This is a genomic window from Sphingomonas sp. Ant H11, assembly GCF_000797515.1.
Classification (GTDB): domain Bacteria; phylum Pseudomonadota; class Alphaproteobacteria; order Sphingomonadales; family Sphingomonadaceae; genus Sphingomonas.
The window spans coordinates 38,960-53,821 of the sequence record NZ_JSBN01000002.1 but is presented as its reverse complement, the minus strand read 5'-3'; the positions used below and the strand labels follow the sequence as shown (position 1 = coordinate 53,821).

Annotated in this window: 12 protein-coding genes and 2 pseudogenes; 10 read left to right on the top strand and 4 right to left on the bottom strand. The window is 63.4% G+C overall.

Features of this window, described 5'->3' with window-relative positions; translation table 11 throughout:
- Nucleotides 1-8 precede the first annotated feature (8 nt).
- From NW75_RS00495 to NW75_RS24175, 5 genes and pseudogenes are all read left to right on the top strand, one after another.
- A pseudogene (locus NW75_RS00495) lies at nucleotides 9-1,414 on the top strand (bifunctional enoyl-CoA hydratase/phosphate acetyltransferase).
- Entirely contained in the window at nucleotides 1,411-2,607 is a 1,197-nt protein-coding gene (locus tag NW75_RS00490) for an acetate/propionate family kinase (protein ID WP_033963042.1), read from the top strand. Before NW75_RS00495 ends, NW75_RS00490 begins: the two are co-directional and overlap by 4 nt.
- A gap of 248 nt (nucleotides 2,608-2,855) precedes the next feature.
- Complete coding sequence (locus NW75_RS00485; protein WP_010405670.1) at nucleotides 2,856-3,377, top strand: SDR family oxidoreductase; 522 nt, start codon at nucleotides 2,856-2,858, stop codon at nucleotides 3,375-3,377.
- Nucleotides 3,378-3,750: 373 nt separating this feature from the next.
- Nucleotides 3,751-4,029 (top strand): hypothetical protein, encoded by a 279-nt coding sequence (locus NW75_RS00480; protein WP_010405671.1) that lies wholly within the window; start codon nucleotides 3,751-3,753, stop codon nucleotides 4,027-4,029.
- A 47-nt stretch (nucleotides 4,030-4,076) separates the two neighbouring features.
- Entirely contained in the window at nucleotides 4,077-4,397 is a 321-nt protein-coding gene (locus tag NW75_RS24175; RefSeq protein ID WP_231564829.1) for a hypothetical protein, read from the top strand.
- Here the strand turns inward: NW75_RS24175 and NW75_RS23330 are convergent.
- From NW75_RS23330 to NW75_RS24840, 3 genes and pseudogenes are all read right to left on the bottom strand, one after another.
- Nucleotides 4,380-5,439 (bottom strand): IS630 family transposase gene (locus NW75_RS23330; RefSeq protein WP_156142943.1). Its coding sequence is split into 2 segments (ribosomal slippage): nucleotides 4,380-4,952 and nucleotides 4,954-5,439, totalling 1,059 coding nucleotides; the frame shifts between segments, so codons are not numbered across the junction. The two genes, NW75_RS24175 and NW75_RS23330, sit on opposite strands and share 18 nt — an antisense overlap.
- A 122-nt stretch (nucleotides 5,440-5,561) precedes the next feature.
- Nucleotides 5,562-6,698 carry an ISAs1 family transposase gene (locus NW75_RS00470; RefSeq protein ID WP_052191964.1) on the bottom strand — a complete coding sequence of 379 codons (1,137 nt, stop codon included), beginning with the start codon at nucleotides 6,696-6,698 and terminating at the stop codon, nucleotides 5,562-5,564.
- A gap of 686 nt (nucleotides 6,699-7,384) precedes the next feature.
- Nucleotides 7,385-7,549, bottom strand: a pseudogene (locus NW75_RS24840) (IS110 family transposase); the annotation flags it as partial.
- 74 nt (nucleotides 7,550-7,623) lie between these two features.
- Between NW75_RS24840 and NW75_RS28000 the strand changes: the two are divergent.
- Nucleotides 7,624-7,902, top strand: coding sequence for an IS66 family transposase (locus tag NW75_RS28000; protein ID WP_375336197.1), 279 nt, complete (start codon nucleotides 7,624-7,626; stop codon nucleotides 7,900-7,902).
- A gap of 99 nt (nucleotides 7,903-8,001) precedes the next feature.
- Here the strand turns inward: NW75_RS28000 and NW75_RS00460 are convergent, their stop codons facing one another.
- Nucleotides 8,002-9,408: an efflux transporter outer membrane subunit gene (locus tag NW75_RS00460; RefSeq protein ID WP_033963035.1), complete on the bottom strand. Its 1,407-nt coding sequence runs from the start codon at nucleotides 9,406-9,408 to the stop codon at nucleotides 8,002-8,004.
- A gap of 105 nt (nucleotides 9,409-9,513) precedes the next feature.
- Here NW75_RS00460 and NW75_RS22580 point away from each other — a divergent pair, with 105 nt between their 5' ends.
- The 4 genes from NW75_RS22580 to NW75_RS27150 are packed head-to-tail and all read left to right on the top strand — an operon-like array spanning nucleotide 9,514 to nucleotide 14,466.
- On the top strand, nucleotides 9,514-10,215 hold the full coding sequence (locus tag NW75_RS22580; protein ID WP_052191961.1) for a TetR/AcrR family transcriptional regulator: 702 nt from the start codon (nucleotides 9,514-9,516) through the stop codon (nucleotides 10,213-10,215).
- Nucleotides 10,212-11,192 (top strand): efflux RND transporter periplasmic adaptor subunit, encoded by a 981-nt coding sequence (locus NW75_RS00450; protein ID WP_197057676.1) that lies wholly within the window; start codon nucleotides 10,212-10,214, stop codon nucleotides 11,190-11,192. Before NW75_RS22580 ends, NW75_RS00450 begins: the two co-directional genes overlap by 4 nt.
- Nucleotides 11,189-13,324: an efflux RND transporter permease subunit gene (locus NW75_RS00445; protein WP_197057675.1), complete on the top strand. Its 2,136-nt coding sequence runs from the start codon at nucleotides 11,189-11,191 to the stop codon at nucleotides 13,322-13,324. The genes NW75_RS00450 and NW75_RS00445 overlap by 4 nt, the downstream gene beginning before the upstream one ends.
- Complete coding sequence (locus tag NW75_RS27150) at nucleotides 13,321-14,466, top strand: efflux RND transporter permease subunit (protein ID WP_197057674.1); 1,146 nt, start codon at nucleotides 13,321-13,323, stop codon at nucleotides 14,464-14,466. Before NW75_RS00445 ends, NW75_RS27150 begins: the two co-directional genes overlap by 4 nt.
- Nucleotides 14,467-14,862 lie beyond the last annotated feature (396 nt).

Genomic DNA, 14,862 nt, shown 5'->3' with positions numbered 1-14,862 from the left:
GCCTCGAGATGATCGAGAATCGGACCTTCGACGAAATCGTCGTGGGCGAGACCGCGAGCGTGACGCGCACTCTGGGCGAACAGGACATTCAGCTGTTTGCCCTGGTCTCGGGCGACGTCAACCCGGCTCATCTTGATGCCGAATATGCCGCCGGTGACATGTTCGGGCGGGTGATCGCGCACGGCCTATGGGGTGGTGGTCTGATCTCCGCCGTGCTCGGCACGCACTCCCGGGGCCGGGCGCGATCTATCTGAGCCAAAGCCTTCGGTTCAAGCGACCCGTAGGGCTGGGGGACACGATTATCGCGTCGGTCACGGTACGCGAGAAGCGCGCCGAGCATCATATCGTCGTCTTCGACTGTTGCTGCATCAACCAGGCCGGCGAGGAGGTGATCAGCGGCGAGGCCGAGGTCAAAGCGCCAACCGAGAAGGTAAGGCGCCCGCGCATGGCGCTGCCCGATATCCAGCTCTCGGATCATGACGGCTTCCGCCGGCTGATCGAGATGACGAGAAGCGGCGAGCCCGTTCCCACGGCGATCGCACATCCCTGCACCGCCGCCGCGATCCTGGCTGCGGCAGCCGCGACCGAAGCCGGCCTGATCGTGCCGATCCTGATCGGCCCCGAGGCCCGCATCCATGCGGCTGCCATGGACGCCGGCAAGGATATCGGTGCCTTCCGCCTGATCGATGTGCCCCACAGCCATGCCGCCGCGACGCGCGCGGTCGAACTGGTCCGCTCGGGCGAAGCGCTGCTGCTGATGAAGGGATCGCTGCACACCGACGAACTCATGGGTGCTGTCGTTCCGGCTGCGACGGGCCTGCGAACCGAGCGCCGCATCAGCCATGCCTATCTGCTGGACGTGCCCGGGCATCCGGCGCCGCTCATCATCACCGACGCGGCGATCAACATCGAGCCGAGCCTGGAAGACAAGGCCGATATCATCCGCAATGCGATCGACCTCGCGCATGTCATCGGCATCGCCTGTCCGAAGGTTGCGATCTTGTCTGCCGTGGAGACGGTCAATCCGGCGATCCGCTCGACGCTCGATGCGGCCGCCTTGTGTAAGATGGCCGATCGCGGGCAGATCATCGGCGGCGTCCTTGACGGCCCGCTCGCCTTCGACAACGCCATCAGCGAGAAGGCGGCAAAGGACAAGGGCATCGTCTCCCCCGTTGCAGGGCGCGCCGAAGTCCTCGTCGTTCCCAATCTGGAAGCCGGCAATATGCTCGCCAAGCAGCTGACCTTTCTCGGCGGCGCGGACGCGGCCGGCGTGGTGCTGGGCGCGCGGGTACCCATCATTCTTACCAGCCGGGCGGATTCGCTCCGCACCAGCGTAGCGTCCTGCGCAATCGCGGTGTTGCTGGCGCGAGCCACTCCCAAGGCCACGCCCGGCCCGATCGCGAAGCGTTCATGAAGGCGATCGTCAGTCTCAATGCCGGCTCGTCGAGCATCAAGTTCGCGCTCTATCGCTTGTCGGGTGGACAGCTCGACTTCGATGCGGGCGGCAAGATCGAGGGTATCGGCACTAGCCCCCGGCTCCTCGCGCGCGACTCGGGTGGCGAGACCATCGTGGAAAAGACGTGGCCGGGCGGGGACGCACTCTCCCACAAGAATCTGCTTGAGGACCTCTTTGCCTGGGCGGTAACCCAATTGGGAGACCGCAAGGTCACCGCGATCGGCCATCGTATCGTCCATGGCGGCGTCTGCTTCGCCGGGCCGCAGATCATCGATGATACTTTGCTGGATGCGTTGGAAGCCCTCATCCCACTGGCGCCGCTCCATCAGCCGCATAACCTCGCCGCAGTCCAGGCCTTGCGCGTGCTGGCGCCTTTGCTCCCGCAGATCGCCTGCTTCGATACCGCTTTCCACCATGGCATGCCGCCATTGGCGACGCGCCTGCCGATTCCGCGCGCCTTTCACTGCCAGGGCGTGCGCCGGTATGGCTTCCACGGTCTGTCCTACGAATACATCGCGGGCCGCCTCCGCGAGATCGACCCTGCTCTGGCCGCAGGCCGCGTCATCGCGGCGCACCTAGGCAACGGTGCGAGCATGTGCGCAATGCGTGCCGGCGCGAGCGTCGATACGACAATGGGCTTCACGGCGCTTGACGGATTGATGATGGGCACGCGCTCGGGGGCGATCGACCCTGGCGTGGTGCTTCATCTTCAGACTCAGGTCGGTATGGCCGCACAGGCGGTGGAGACGTTGCTCTACGAGCAATCGGGCCTGCTCGGTGTGTCCGGGATTTCAGGCGATATGCGTACGTTGCATGCAAGCGACGCGCCGGAAGCGAAGGAGGCGGTAGCCCTCTTCGTCCAGCAAGCCGGCCGTCAGGCTGCCGCTCTCATTCCCGCGCTCGGCGGTCTCGACGGCCTCGTCTTTACCGCCGGCATTGGCGAGAATGATTCGATGATCCGGGCTGCGATTTGCGAGCGCCTGGCCTGGGCTGGGGTGATGCTTGATCCCGACGCCAATGCGACGAACGCGCCTGTCATCAGCGCGCCGGACAGCAAGGTGATCGTACGCGTCATCCCAACCGATGAGGAACGCGTGATCGCCGATCACGTCGTCGCGCTTCTCGAACCTGGTGCAGGGGCTCAGCTATGAAGCCGCTCGTCGACCTTTCGGGCAAGCGCGGGCTGATTGTCGGGATCGCCAACGAAAGCAGTATTGCGGCCGGGTGCGCGGAGGCTTTGCACATTGCGGCGCGCGGCTGGCCGCAACGTATCTCAACGAGAAGGCGAAAAGCCATGTCGCCCCCCCGTCGCCGAACAGCTCGGCATCGAGTGGATGGCACCATGCGACGTGCGGGTTCCGGGTGAGCTGGAAGCGCTGTTCGAACAGGTCAGATCGCATTGGGCGGGCTCGACTTCCTGCTGCACTCGATCGCCTATGCGCCGCGCGAGGATCTTCATGGCCGCGTCGTCGACAGTTCGGCCGAGGGCTTTGCGACCGCGATGGACGTGTCGTGCCACAGCTTCCTGCGCATGGCACGGATTTCCGAACCGCTGATGACCGATGGCGGCTGTCTGCTTTGTGTCACCTTCTACGGCTCGGAACTGGTCGTGGAGAATTACAACCTGATGGGGCCTGTGAAGGCTGCCCTGGAAAGCGTGACGCGCTATGTGGCGGCAGAACTCGGACCCAAGGGCATCCGGGCGCATGCGATCTCGCCGGGGCCGATCGCCACGCGCGCGGCAAGTGGCCTGGAAAGGTTCGACGAACTGCTCGAACGCGCCGCCGCCAGCGCACCGGCCCGCCACCGCGTCGATATCGCAGACGTTGGCGCGCTGGCGGCGTTTCTGGTCAGCGACGCCGCACATCGCATCACCGGCACCATCATCCCGGTCGATGGTGGTCAGCACTTGCTGGCATGACGGTCATCGACAGTGGGGCGGGCATTTGGCGGACTATCGATGTGCAGCCGGCCGGTCAGCCGGCGAAACTGGTGCTATCGCGGCCGTCGAAATTGGTTCCGTTCGAAGTAAACGTTTCCGCAGTTCCATGAGGGATCGTTCCTCGGGCTGCGTATTAGAAATTATGTGCTGGAGGCTACATGGAGGATTTGGATCCGTTGCTGGCGCTCCTGAGGAGCGGTCGCGCACGCTGCGATAGCCGTCGCCGTTGTCGAGACGCTGATCTACCGCGCGGGATCCACAGCATCAGACAGGCGCCGTACCGTGCGAGGCCTCAGGGAATTGCGGTAGACCTCTTTTTGCCGATCGGCTTTGGTTGCTAGGGAGCGAGACTGTGGAGGCGACCGTTCTGGTGATTATACACCAAGGCGCGGAGTTCATTACGATCCACGACAACCATGCGGCGGCGCACGCCGCTCTCGTGGAGTTCGTCGTCAGTCGATGGCCCGAACAACTCGGTGAGAGGCCCGCCCTGATGGCTTCGCGAGAGGAAGACCATCTCCATCGATTCTTCGCGGCGGAGGAAGACTTTTATATCATTGCCGAGACAGAATTGGCTGATCTCGAGGCGCAGCTCGAATCACTTTGTCGGGGTAAATGTGCCAACTTTTGAGCGAACCCATAGGAGCGGCGCGGCGCCTGGCCCTGGGGCATAGAGAAATGTTCGAGTGCCTCATTCTCGGCGACAGCATCGGTGTGGGTATGGCGCAAGCGATCAATGCGCGTCGTGCCTTGCACTGCGATGTCATGGCAGTCGAGCGCGCCTCCGCCGAGCAGATTCTGGCATGGCGTAAACCTGCAAAGAACTATGGTATGACCATCATGGCAATTGGCTCCAACGACCCACCAAGACGGACATTGCAGCGCGGTCTCGCCGAGATCAGGCGACGCATCAGCACAAGGCGCGTGATTTGGCTGCTGCCATATTCTCGGCCTACGGCTTATACCAAGTCCCACGGACGGTCACCCATGTGCCCATGATCGCAGGCCGATGGACATGATGAGCCACGGCTGATCGACGAGACGGTTCCATGCAAAGCAGCAGTGATCGAGGATGTCGGCGTAAGATTTGAAGATCCTGTTCGAGAGCCAGTTGTCGCGCATGAACTGCCAGACATTTTCAACCGGGTTGAGTTCGGGGCATTTCGACGGCAGCGGCAGCAAGGTGATGTTGGAGGGGACGATGAGCGCGCCAGAGCCATGCCATCCCGCCTGGTCGAGGAGCAGTATGGCGTGTGCGCCCGGCGCGACGGCGGCGGAGATTTCCGCCAGATGCAAGGCCATCCCCTGGGTGTTGCATCGCGGCAGCACGAGCGCCGCGCCCTTGCCCTCGGCCGGGCAGATCGCTCCGTAGATATAGGCTGATGCCGTGCGCTGGTCCTTCGGTGCCGAGGGCCGGGTTCCGCGACGTGCCCAGCGCCGCGTGATCCCGTTCTTTTGGCCGACCCGCGCCTCGTCCTGCCACCAAAGCTCTATTGCCGTGCCGCGCGGGAGCGTTGCCCGGATCGTCGCCACCTCGGCGGAGAAGTTTTTTTTTAAACGTCGGGATGGCATCATCGTCCTGCGCATGATGCCGCGGGCGCGCCGACAGCTTGCGATACCCCATGGCGCGCAACTCCCGGCTCAATGTCTGCTTGCTGACGCTGATGGCGAACTCGTCCCACACCCACTGCGCCAGATCGATCAAGCGCCAACGCACGACACCGTGCGATGCCGGGATCGGACCACTCTCGACGATCTGCGCCAGGGCCCGACGCTGCGCGTTATCGAGCAGCGGCACACCACCAGGTGGCACCGCATCGATCAGGCCATCAGGCCCGGCGGCGTTGAACCGCAGCACCCAATCGCGAACCGTCTGAAGACCAACGCCGCCAAGCTGCGCCGCATCGCTGCGCGTCCCGCCCTCGTAAATCGTCGCCAGCGCCAGCAGCCGACGCACCTGGTTCGCGTCACCGCTCGATCGCGCCAGCGCGCGCATCCTTGTCGCCGTAAAATCAGCCCGAAGCGCCACTGCCGCTGCCATCGCAAACCTCCCTCAGGTTCGCGACCATTGAATCGAACTTCAGACCGTTTGGGAATCCCCTATGAGTCACCGATCACGAGATTTGGTATTAGTCCGGTTAGCAGGGGAATCGGGTGAAGGCATCAAGCGGCGATGAGACCTGCGAGGAAGTCATCGTCCCATGCGGCGATTTTGCGTCGCGATCGAAGCGAATCGCTGGTGTTGGGCAGTCGCAGGAGATTGGTCGCGATGTGCTTGATGGTGGTGAAATTGGCGGGAGCGTTGTCGGTTCTGACGCGGCATTCGTCATCACGGAACACCATATCCAAAACCCAGTGCAGGCTGTTTTCGACGGCCCAATGGCTGCGGACGATCGGCCCGAGTTTGTCGGCCGGCAGGTTCAGGGAACTGATATAGAAGCGGGTTTCGCGCTCTATCTTGCTGCCGGTTTCACGGATGCTTTCAATAATGACGATGGTCTTCAATCCGGGCCATTTGTGGCGCTCTTGTAGCCAGATGATGTCGTGGATGACCGTGGCGACCCGGGTCTCGATCCGGCCGTGATCGCCATCGACCGTCTCATGGCGGCTTATTTTGGTGTCGGCAAAATTCCTGGTTTTCTGCTCGGCGGCGAACAGCCTGACGTCGTCGTGAAGCGCGCTTTGATTGCCTTTGAGCGCGAGGACATAGTCGGCCTTCTGATCGATGATCTGCCGCGTGATGGCGCGCTGGCAGCCCATGGCATCAATGGTGATGATCGCACCCTCGATCTCCAGCATCTCCAAAAGCCGGGGGATGGCGACAATCTCGTTAGCCTTGTCGGCGACCTTGACCTGACCCAGCACCAATCGTTGGCGCGCGGCAAAGGCCGATACCATGTGGATCGCTGCCTTCGCACCCTTGGATCGCCGCACCGTCTTGCCGTCGATGGCAATCACCTCTGATGCCATGCCGGTCAGTGACGATACCCAGGCGACAAAACAGTGCTGAAACGCATCGGCATCGAGGGTCGCCAGTATGTCGCCGAGATGATCATGGGACGGCGTGCCACCCGCAAACGACCGAAACCGGCGTAGGAACGCCAGCTTGCGAGCTCCAAAATTGGCGATGTCCGTGATCGTCTCCGCCCCCGACAACACCGCCAGCAGGCACAGCAGAAGAACCTCGGTTAGCGGATAACGCACTTTGCCCGGCTGTCGCGCGTCGGGAAGATCCTCAAAATACCCCAGAAATAGACCCGCTTCCGCGAAAGCCCCTTCATCCACCCGTCCGCTCGCCATCCTCCCTGCCGCTCCTCCTGTAGAAAGGAGCCCCACTGATTCAGCACATCAGCGCTTTGTCACGAACTTCTTCACCCGATTGCCCTGGTCCGGTTAGGGTCAATACTGTTCACTTAAGATAATCTTTGCTATGGTATTTGCTATGATAGTAGCCGGTGCTAGGCATCGGGAGGCATTGGCATGGCACGGACAGTAGCAGAACTTCCTTCGGGTCGCAGACATCAGGCGGCGCATGATGCGCTGACCGCCGAAATCCTCGACGAGGTAATTACTTATATGGGGAGGAGTTATCCGGGATAGCATTATGGCGGCATTTCGTAAATCCTGATCATTGGCTGGATCCAAGGAGAGAACCCGTTGCATGACGCGACTCGATACCGAGCCTGATCCAACTTATATACGGTCGCTGCTCGAGGCAGCATCGCCAGCATTCCGCATTCGGCGGACTTGGGTTCATCGACGAGACCAATCTCAGCGAGCGGCTTTTCAGGCCCTGTAATTACGCGGTTCGTCATCCGAGCATCCACCCAGGGCTCGAAGCCGTGGGAGAATTCCAAAAAGGGCGTACGGAGCGCTACGCGGTGGTCAATTCGGCGCCCTCGATGATCACGCCAGCGCTAACATATTTCCATAGAGCCACGAGCAACTTGCGGGCGAGCGCGACGATTGTCGATGACGTGACCGGCAACATCCTTTGTGGCTACGACAAATTTCGACATCTTCTCGCCGTTCCCCGGCGCCAGGGACGTGACCAACCATTTCGATTGCGAGAGTTCCAGCGAGATAAAAATCGCGGTAAGCTCGGTGCGAACAGCGGACGGCGCTTGGGAACGATGAGCTGCAACCGGCATGTCGATCTCCAGAGTGAGTTTTTTAGCGAGACCAGTCTGGCAGAGCGCCGCTCGCTGTTTGACCTCCTCATGGAATCTATGCGAAGCTCTACGAACCTGGCGCGGATGGGAGCCCGCGTTTCCGGGAAGCAGCCTGCTTTGCCCATTGGCGACGCGATTTCCACGACATCTGGACGTCCCAAAAATCCGAGATCGCACACGAGGCGCTCGAGCGTATCGGGCAGCTCTATGACATCGAGCGCGAGATCGCCGGCAAGTCTGCCTATAGCCCCACATCATCGTGCTGGCCCAATCAGGTCGAGCGCTTCTTCGCCCTGCTGACCGAAAAGAGGATCAAAACGAGGGGCCGATAGCTCCAGGAGGGCGCTAATCGAGGACATCGAAAGCTTCATCGACAACACATCCAATCGACAAAGCTGCAAGCTCGCCTGTCGTCTCTTGGCTCAGTTGGTTTATCCACTCACCCCCATCGCTAGTGCTTTTTGCAGCGCGACGAACTGTGTCGTCAGGGCCATCCGGGCCTGAATCTGTAGATCCGCAGCCGCCAACTGATCGTTTTCGGCGGCAAGCGCGGCAAGCGCGGACGACCGCCCTGCACGCCAGGATTGCTGGGCGAGGCCAGCGCTGTGGTCCGCCAGCAGAGAGTTGCGCGTCTGCATCGCGAATGCCTTGCGCGCCTGGCCGAATCTGTTGAGTGAACTTTCCGCATCCTGAAGGGCCACGAGCACGGCGGCGCGATACGCTGCCGCCGCCTCATCGCGACCGGCGACGGCCTGCAACACGCCCGCCCGCCCGCGTCCAAAATCGGCAAGGTTCCATTGGATCGTCGGACCGGCGAGCGACCAGAGATTGTCGGCACTCGCAATATCGCCCTTCATGGCGCTGCCAAGACCGACCACGCCTGCCAGGCTGACCTTGGGCATCCGCGCGGCTTCCGCCACGCCAATCCCGGCATTGGCGGCATGCAGGTGCTGCTCGGCCGCCCGGATATCGGGCCTGCGGGCGAGCATGGCGGTGGGATCGCCGACCGGGACGGCGGCGGGGGGAAGCGGAACCGGGCCCGTGCCATCGAGCATGGCATCGAGCGCGCCAGGGGCTTCTCCCAGCAGCACGGCTATCGCGTCCTTGCGATCGTTCCGGTCCGCTTCCAGAGCCGCGATGGCTTGCCGCCGGACTTCCACGGTGCGATCGGCCTGATCGCGCTCGATGCGCGACAGCTTGCCCGCGCCTTCAAGCTGCGCCGTGAGGTTCGCGATCTTCTGCTGGTTGGCAAGCAGACGGCGCGCGAGGTCCAGACGTTGTCGGCTGGCGCGCAGGGCAAGATATTGGCGCGCGATCTCCGCAGTCAGGCTGAGGCGGGTATTCTCCGCATCGGCCTGCGCGGCCTCGAATTGCGCGCGCGTGGCCTCGATATTCCGCCGCGCTCCACCGAATAGATCGATTTCCCAAAGGGCGTCGAAGCCTGCGAGGAAGAGCGACGAGGACTTGGCCTCTCCACCCGTCACCAATCTCGATGCCTGGATATTCCCGGCCCCTGCCCCGGTGCCGACACCCGGCGCCAATGCCGCGCGCGAGCTTCGCAGATGGGCCCGCGCCTGCCGGACACGCGCTTCGGCGATATCGATCGCCGGGTTGGAGGACAGCGCCCGCCCGATCAGTTGATCGAGCAGCGGATCGTTCAATTCCCGCCACCATGGCGTCAGTTGCGGCGTGGCGGGCATCGAAACCTGATCCGTCCGCAAGAAGGAATTGCCCATCGAGGCGGGGGGTGGCGGTGCACCTTTGTAATTCGGCCCCATCATACATCCGCCGAGTGTGGGCAACAGCAGGAGCGGAGGGACAAAGACAAGCGCACGCATCGACAGTATCTCCGGTTCAGGGCCGTAGCGACGCAAGCTTGCTGGACAGCCACGGACGAATCACTTACTAACCGACTTAACGGTCGTTCAACAAGTGAGCATTCCATGTCCGACATGCGGTCCCAATTACTCGAAACCGCCGCCCGGCTTTTCGCCGAGCGCGGCTACGAAGCCGTGTCGATGCGCAATATCGCCAGACTGGTCGGGGTGACCCAGGCGAACCTCTATTATCACTTCCGGGACAAGGCCGACCTGATCGAGGCCACCCTCGCCTCGGTGTTCGAGGCTTGCGCCCGCGATCTGGATGCGTGGCTGGCCCAGCACCCTTCGAACCAGCTCGAGGCTTTTGTGCGATGGTTCGTCCGGAGGCTGATGACCGACCGGATATTCGCCCGCCTGCTGTATCGAGAACTGCTGGATGGAGACGAAGCCCGCATCGCCACCCTTTCACGCACGGTACTTCGGCAACCATTCCAATCGATCGTCGCTGCAGTGGAGCAAGGCAGAACGGACATATCTGCCAAGGAGGTCGCGTTGTCGCTGGTTGGCTTCGCGCTTGGACAGGTCCTGATCCTGCCCCTCGCCCCCCGGCCTGACCGGAGACAGCGAGAGGTCCGAATCCGTGGATCAGGTGGCCTCTCAACTTCTCGCCCTGATCCAGTCCGCTTCGGTGGTTGGCTGACATGGAGCGCAAGCACCGTGTGGCGAAGGCGATCGCCCTGTCGTTTCCTATCCTTCTCGCAAGCTGCGGCGGTGGGGACCAGACATCGCAATCGGCGGAACCTCCCGCCGTCAACCTGCCCGTGACGACTGCATCCCTGACGACATCCATGGACGGAACTGCCGCGAGCGGCACGGTCGAATCCGATGATCGCGTGCAACTCGTGGCCCGCGCCTCGGGCACTATCCGGGCACCCGACCTTTATGACGGCCAGCCCGTCAGGCGCGGGCAAATCCTTGCGACCATCGACGCGCGGCAGGCCGAGGCCGCTGTTCGGCGCGCCAGCGCCGCGCTGGATGCGGCGCTGGCCGAACAACGCAATGCGCATGGGGATGTCACGCGCGATGCACCGCTCGCCCAAAGCGGTGCCTTGGCGATGGATGCCTATCGCAAAGAACAGCTTCGAGACAGCGCGGCCGCCGCCGGAGTCACCCAGGCACAGGCGGCACTCACCGCTGCCCAGGTGGACCTCGCCTACACCTCGGTTGCCAGCCCTTTCGACGGTTTCGTCGTTTCCCGGCAAATCCGCGACGGAGACATGGTGATGCCAGGATCGCCGCTGGTGACGGTGGAGAGCCGTGGCCAATTGGTGTTCCGCTTTGCCGCGCCCCAGGCCAGTCTCGGGATGTTCGTGCCGGGAGCGGCGACTCCCGTGCTGCTCGACGGGCGCGAAGATCGCCCCGTAACCGGCAAGGTCCGGGGCGTCGTCCCCTCCGCGGACCCGGCTACCCGCCGCTACACGGTAGAGATCGTTCTTCCCGCCGATAGCGGAATCATGCCGGGCATGTTCGGTCGCGTCCGGCTCCCATCGGCGACGAATCACGGGGTCAGCGGAGATACCGTCGCGGTGCCTGCCGCCGCGATCACCGACCGCGGCGGGCTGACCGGGGTTTTCGTGGTGGGCCAGGACAAGCGTCTCACCTTCCGCTGGGTGCGGCCGGGTGACCGGCTGGGCGATCGGGTCACCGTAACCTCCGGCCTGTCGGCTGGTGAACGCATCCTCGCCCGTGTCGATCGGACCGTTCGGGACGGCGCACGCCTCGCCGGCGGAGCCACGCGATGACCGAGGCGCCGCTCAATTTAGCGGGCCGCCTTGCCAGGACATTCATCACCTCCAAGCTGACGACCGTCTTCCTGCTGGCCGCGCTGCTGCTCGGCGCGCTCGCCGTGTTGCTGACCCCGCGCGAGGAAAATCCCCAGATCGTGGTGCCCGGTGCGATGGTCACGGTCGCCCTGCCCGGCGCCACCGCCGAAGAGGTGGACCGGCTGGTGGTGGCACCGCTTGAAGGCGTGCTCAGCGAGATGACCGGGCTCGACCACAGTTACGGCACTGCCCAACCCGGCCTCGGCACGGTGCAGGTGCAGTTCAAGGTCGGCCAGCCGCCCGAGGATTCGCTGGTCAAGCTCTACAACCGGGTGATCGCCAACCGCGGCAGGCTTCCCGCCGATGCGGCTATCCCACTGATCCAGGCGGTCGATGCCGACGATGTGCCCATCGTTACCGTGACCCTCGCTTCCTCCGCCTATGACGACTTCGGCCTCAAGCGATTGGCGGATTCGATGGCTGAGCGCCTGCGCAGCACGCCGGGCGTTTCGGTGGTTTCCGTCTATGGCGGGCGCAACCGAGAGATTGATGTCGCGCTCGATCCGGTCCGATTGCAGTCCTTCTCGATCTCGCTCGCCGAGGCACGCGGAGCGCTGGGCGCCTCCGATGTGGGCCTCAACCTCTCTGGGCCGGCACGGGCGGGCCGACTGGAACGACTGCGCTACTCCGGCGAGCTGGGATCGGTGGCGGCGGTACGCGATCTCGTGATCGGGGTGCGCAATGGCCGCACGATCAAGATCGGAGATGTCGCAACCATCTCCGACGGCCCGCATGTCGAAATCACGCGCCTCAGCCGTTTCGGATTTGCGGCGGGCGACCCGCGCGCCAAGCTCGGTGAAGGCGAAATGCCCGCCGTCACCATCGCCATTGCAAAGAAGAAGGGTGAGAATGCGGTCACCGTGTCCGAAGCCGTGGCCAATCGGGTCGCGCGGATGCAGGCCAGCTTCATCCCGCGCGCGGTCCATGTCGTAACCACCCGCGACGACGGCCAGAAAGCCGACGAGGCCGTCAACGCGCTGATGGAGCATCTGGCGATCGCGCTGATTACCGTCAGCTTCATCATGCTGTTGTTCCTCGGCTGGCGCGAGGCGCTGATCGTGTCCGTCACCGTTCCGGTCATCTTCTCGATCACGCTCGGAGCGGACCTGCTCGGCGGGGTGACGATCAACCGCATCACCCTGTTCGCGCTTATCCTGGCGCTGGGCCTGCTCGTCGATGCCTCGATCGTCGTGATCGAGAACATCCACCGCCACTACCATCACGAGCGCTCCGACGCTTCGCAGGAGGATGTGACCGTCCTTGCCACCAACGAGATCGGCGGCGCCACCAATCTCGCGACATTTGCCGTGATGCTGGTGTTCGCGGCCCTGCTGCTCGTGACCGGCATGGCGGGCGATTATTTCTATCCCATCGCCTATAATGTGCCGATCGCGATGCTCGCGTCGATCATTGTCGCCTATATCGTCACGCCCTGGGCAGCGAACCGCTGGGTCAAGCGACCTGCCTCTACCGGCGGCATATTGGATGATGGAAGCGCGGAAGAGGCCGGTGCTCATGCGGAGCGCAAGCCCGACAAGTTGCGGGACGCCTATCTCTGGCTGATCCGACCGCTTCAGGAGCACTCAAAGGCACGTCGTGCCCTGATGATCGGCGCGGTCGTTGCCCTGCTCCTTTCGATCGCGCAAGGCGGCTGGCAGTTCATCCGCCCGGCGGGCGTCGGCGGGCCGGTGCCGCCGCTTGGGGTTGCCATGGGCTTCCTTCCCAAGGACAACAAGAACACCTTCAACATCGTGATCACCATGGCCGAAGCCAGCCCCGTCGAGAATACGGCCCGGATGGTTCACGAGATCGACGGCCTGCTTGCCGCCAATCCGCTGGTGGTGAACTACCAGAACTGGATCGGCCAGGCTGGGGTCCCGGATTTCAATGGATTGATGCAGGGAACGGCGGCTCGCACGGGTGAGAATGTCGCCGAAATCCGCGTCAACCTCCTGGACAAGCACCAGCGTTCGGAAAGCTCGATCACGTTCGTCCGCGAATTGCGTCTGAAGATCGAAGCCATTCGGACCCGCTATCCGCGCGCCGGGTGAGACTGGTCGAGGATCCGCCGGGGCCACCGGTGCGTGCGACGGTGCTCGCCGAATTGCACGGCGAAGATCTCGTGGGCTTGCGCCGGCTGGCGAAGCAGGTGGAAGCCGAGTTCGCCAACACCTATGACATGGTCGATATCTCGAACAGCGAGCCTACCGACGTGTCGCAATGGCGCTTTGTTCCTGACCGCGAGAAAGCAGCGCTCTCCGGCGTGTCAGCTGCCGATATTGCCGAGGTTCTGGGACTTGTCTATGATGGCCAGGTGGTCGGGCGTGCCCATATCGATCCAGAGCGCAACCCCGTTCCGATCCGCGCCTATGTGCCGCGCGCGGATCAGCCCGCCCCCGCACGGCTCGAAGGCCTCTACGTGACCAGCAGGGACGGCCGCCAGATACCGCTGGCCGAATTGGTCCGGCGCACACCATCGACCGCCGACAAGCCGGTCCAGCGCAAGGACAATGAGCGCGTGATCTTCATCGGAGGAGAACTTGCGCAGAGCGTGCCGGTCTATGCGGTGCTCGATCTCAACCGGCGCTTGTCGAGATTGCGCACCCCGGACGGGCAGCCGCTCGCCACCGGCAATCTCAGCCTCAGCGAAAAGGCACCTGACATCATCGACGGCTACCAACTGCTATGGAGCGGCGAAATGCGGATGACGCTCGATATCTACCGCGACATGCTGATGGCGCTCGGGGCGGCGCTGACGGCGATCTATTTCCTACTGGTTGCTTATTATCGCTCGTTCCTCACCCCGCTGATTGCCATGTCCGCAGTGCCTCTGGGGGTCATCGGCATCTTTCCGGGCCACTGGCTGCTGAAAACCGACTTTTCGGCGACCTCCATCGTGGGCATCATCGCACTGTCCGGCGTGGTGATCCGCAACTCGCTGCTCATCATCGACTTCATCCAGGATAACCAGAAACATGGCATGCCGCTGGCGGAGGCGGCGCGGATGGCCGGCGCGGTCCGCCTGCGGCCGATCCTGCTCACCACGCTTGCCATCGTGCTGGGCTCGGCGATCATGATCCCCGATCCCGTGTTCGGCGGCCTTGCGATCTCGCTGATCTTTGGCACGCTCGTCTCGACCGTGCTCACTGTCTTCGTGGTGCCGATCCTCTATGAGCGCCTCATGCGCGCATGAGGCTTCCGTCCCATGCCGCGGCCCTAGGAAAGACGTTTGCGACGCAGGCTGACGAGCACGAGGATCGCCGCGCGCCGGATCCCGGTAGCGGGGCTTCCAATTCGGCTTACGTCGCGTGGTCGATATGTTCCAGCAGCGCCGCTGGCGGCGCATGGTCCGGCCTTCTCGCAAGATTGCGATAATGCCACGCGGCCTCTTCAAGGATGGAATCCGCTTCGATCCGGGCGTCTTTGGGACGACTTGATCTCAGCCCGGCCAGTTCGGCGGGCGAAAGGCCGGCCCTGAGATCGCGCAGTGCTCAGCCGTTGGCGGGCTGTCGAATGCCCCGCGCGTCGTGAGGAGGGCGAGCCGATGGCCCACCCAGCCTCCCACAGCGGCGAGAAGCCCGGCGATCTC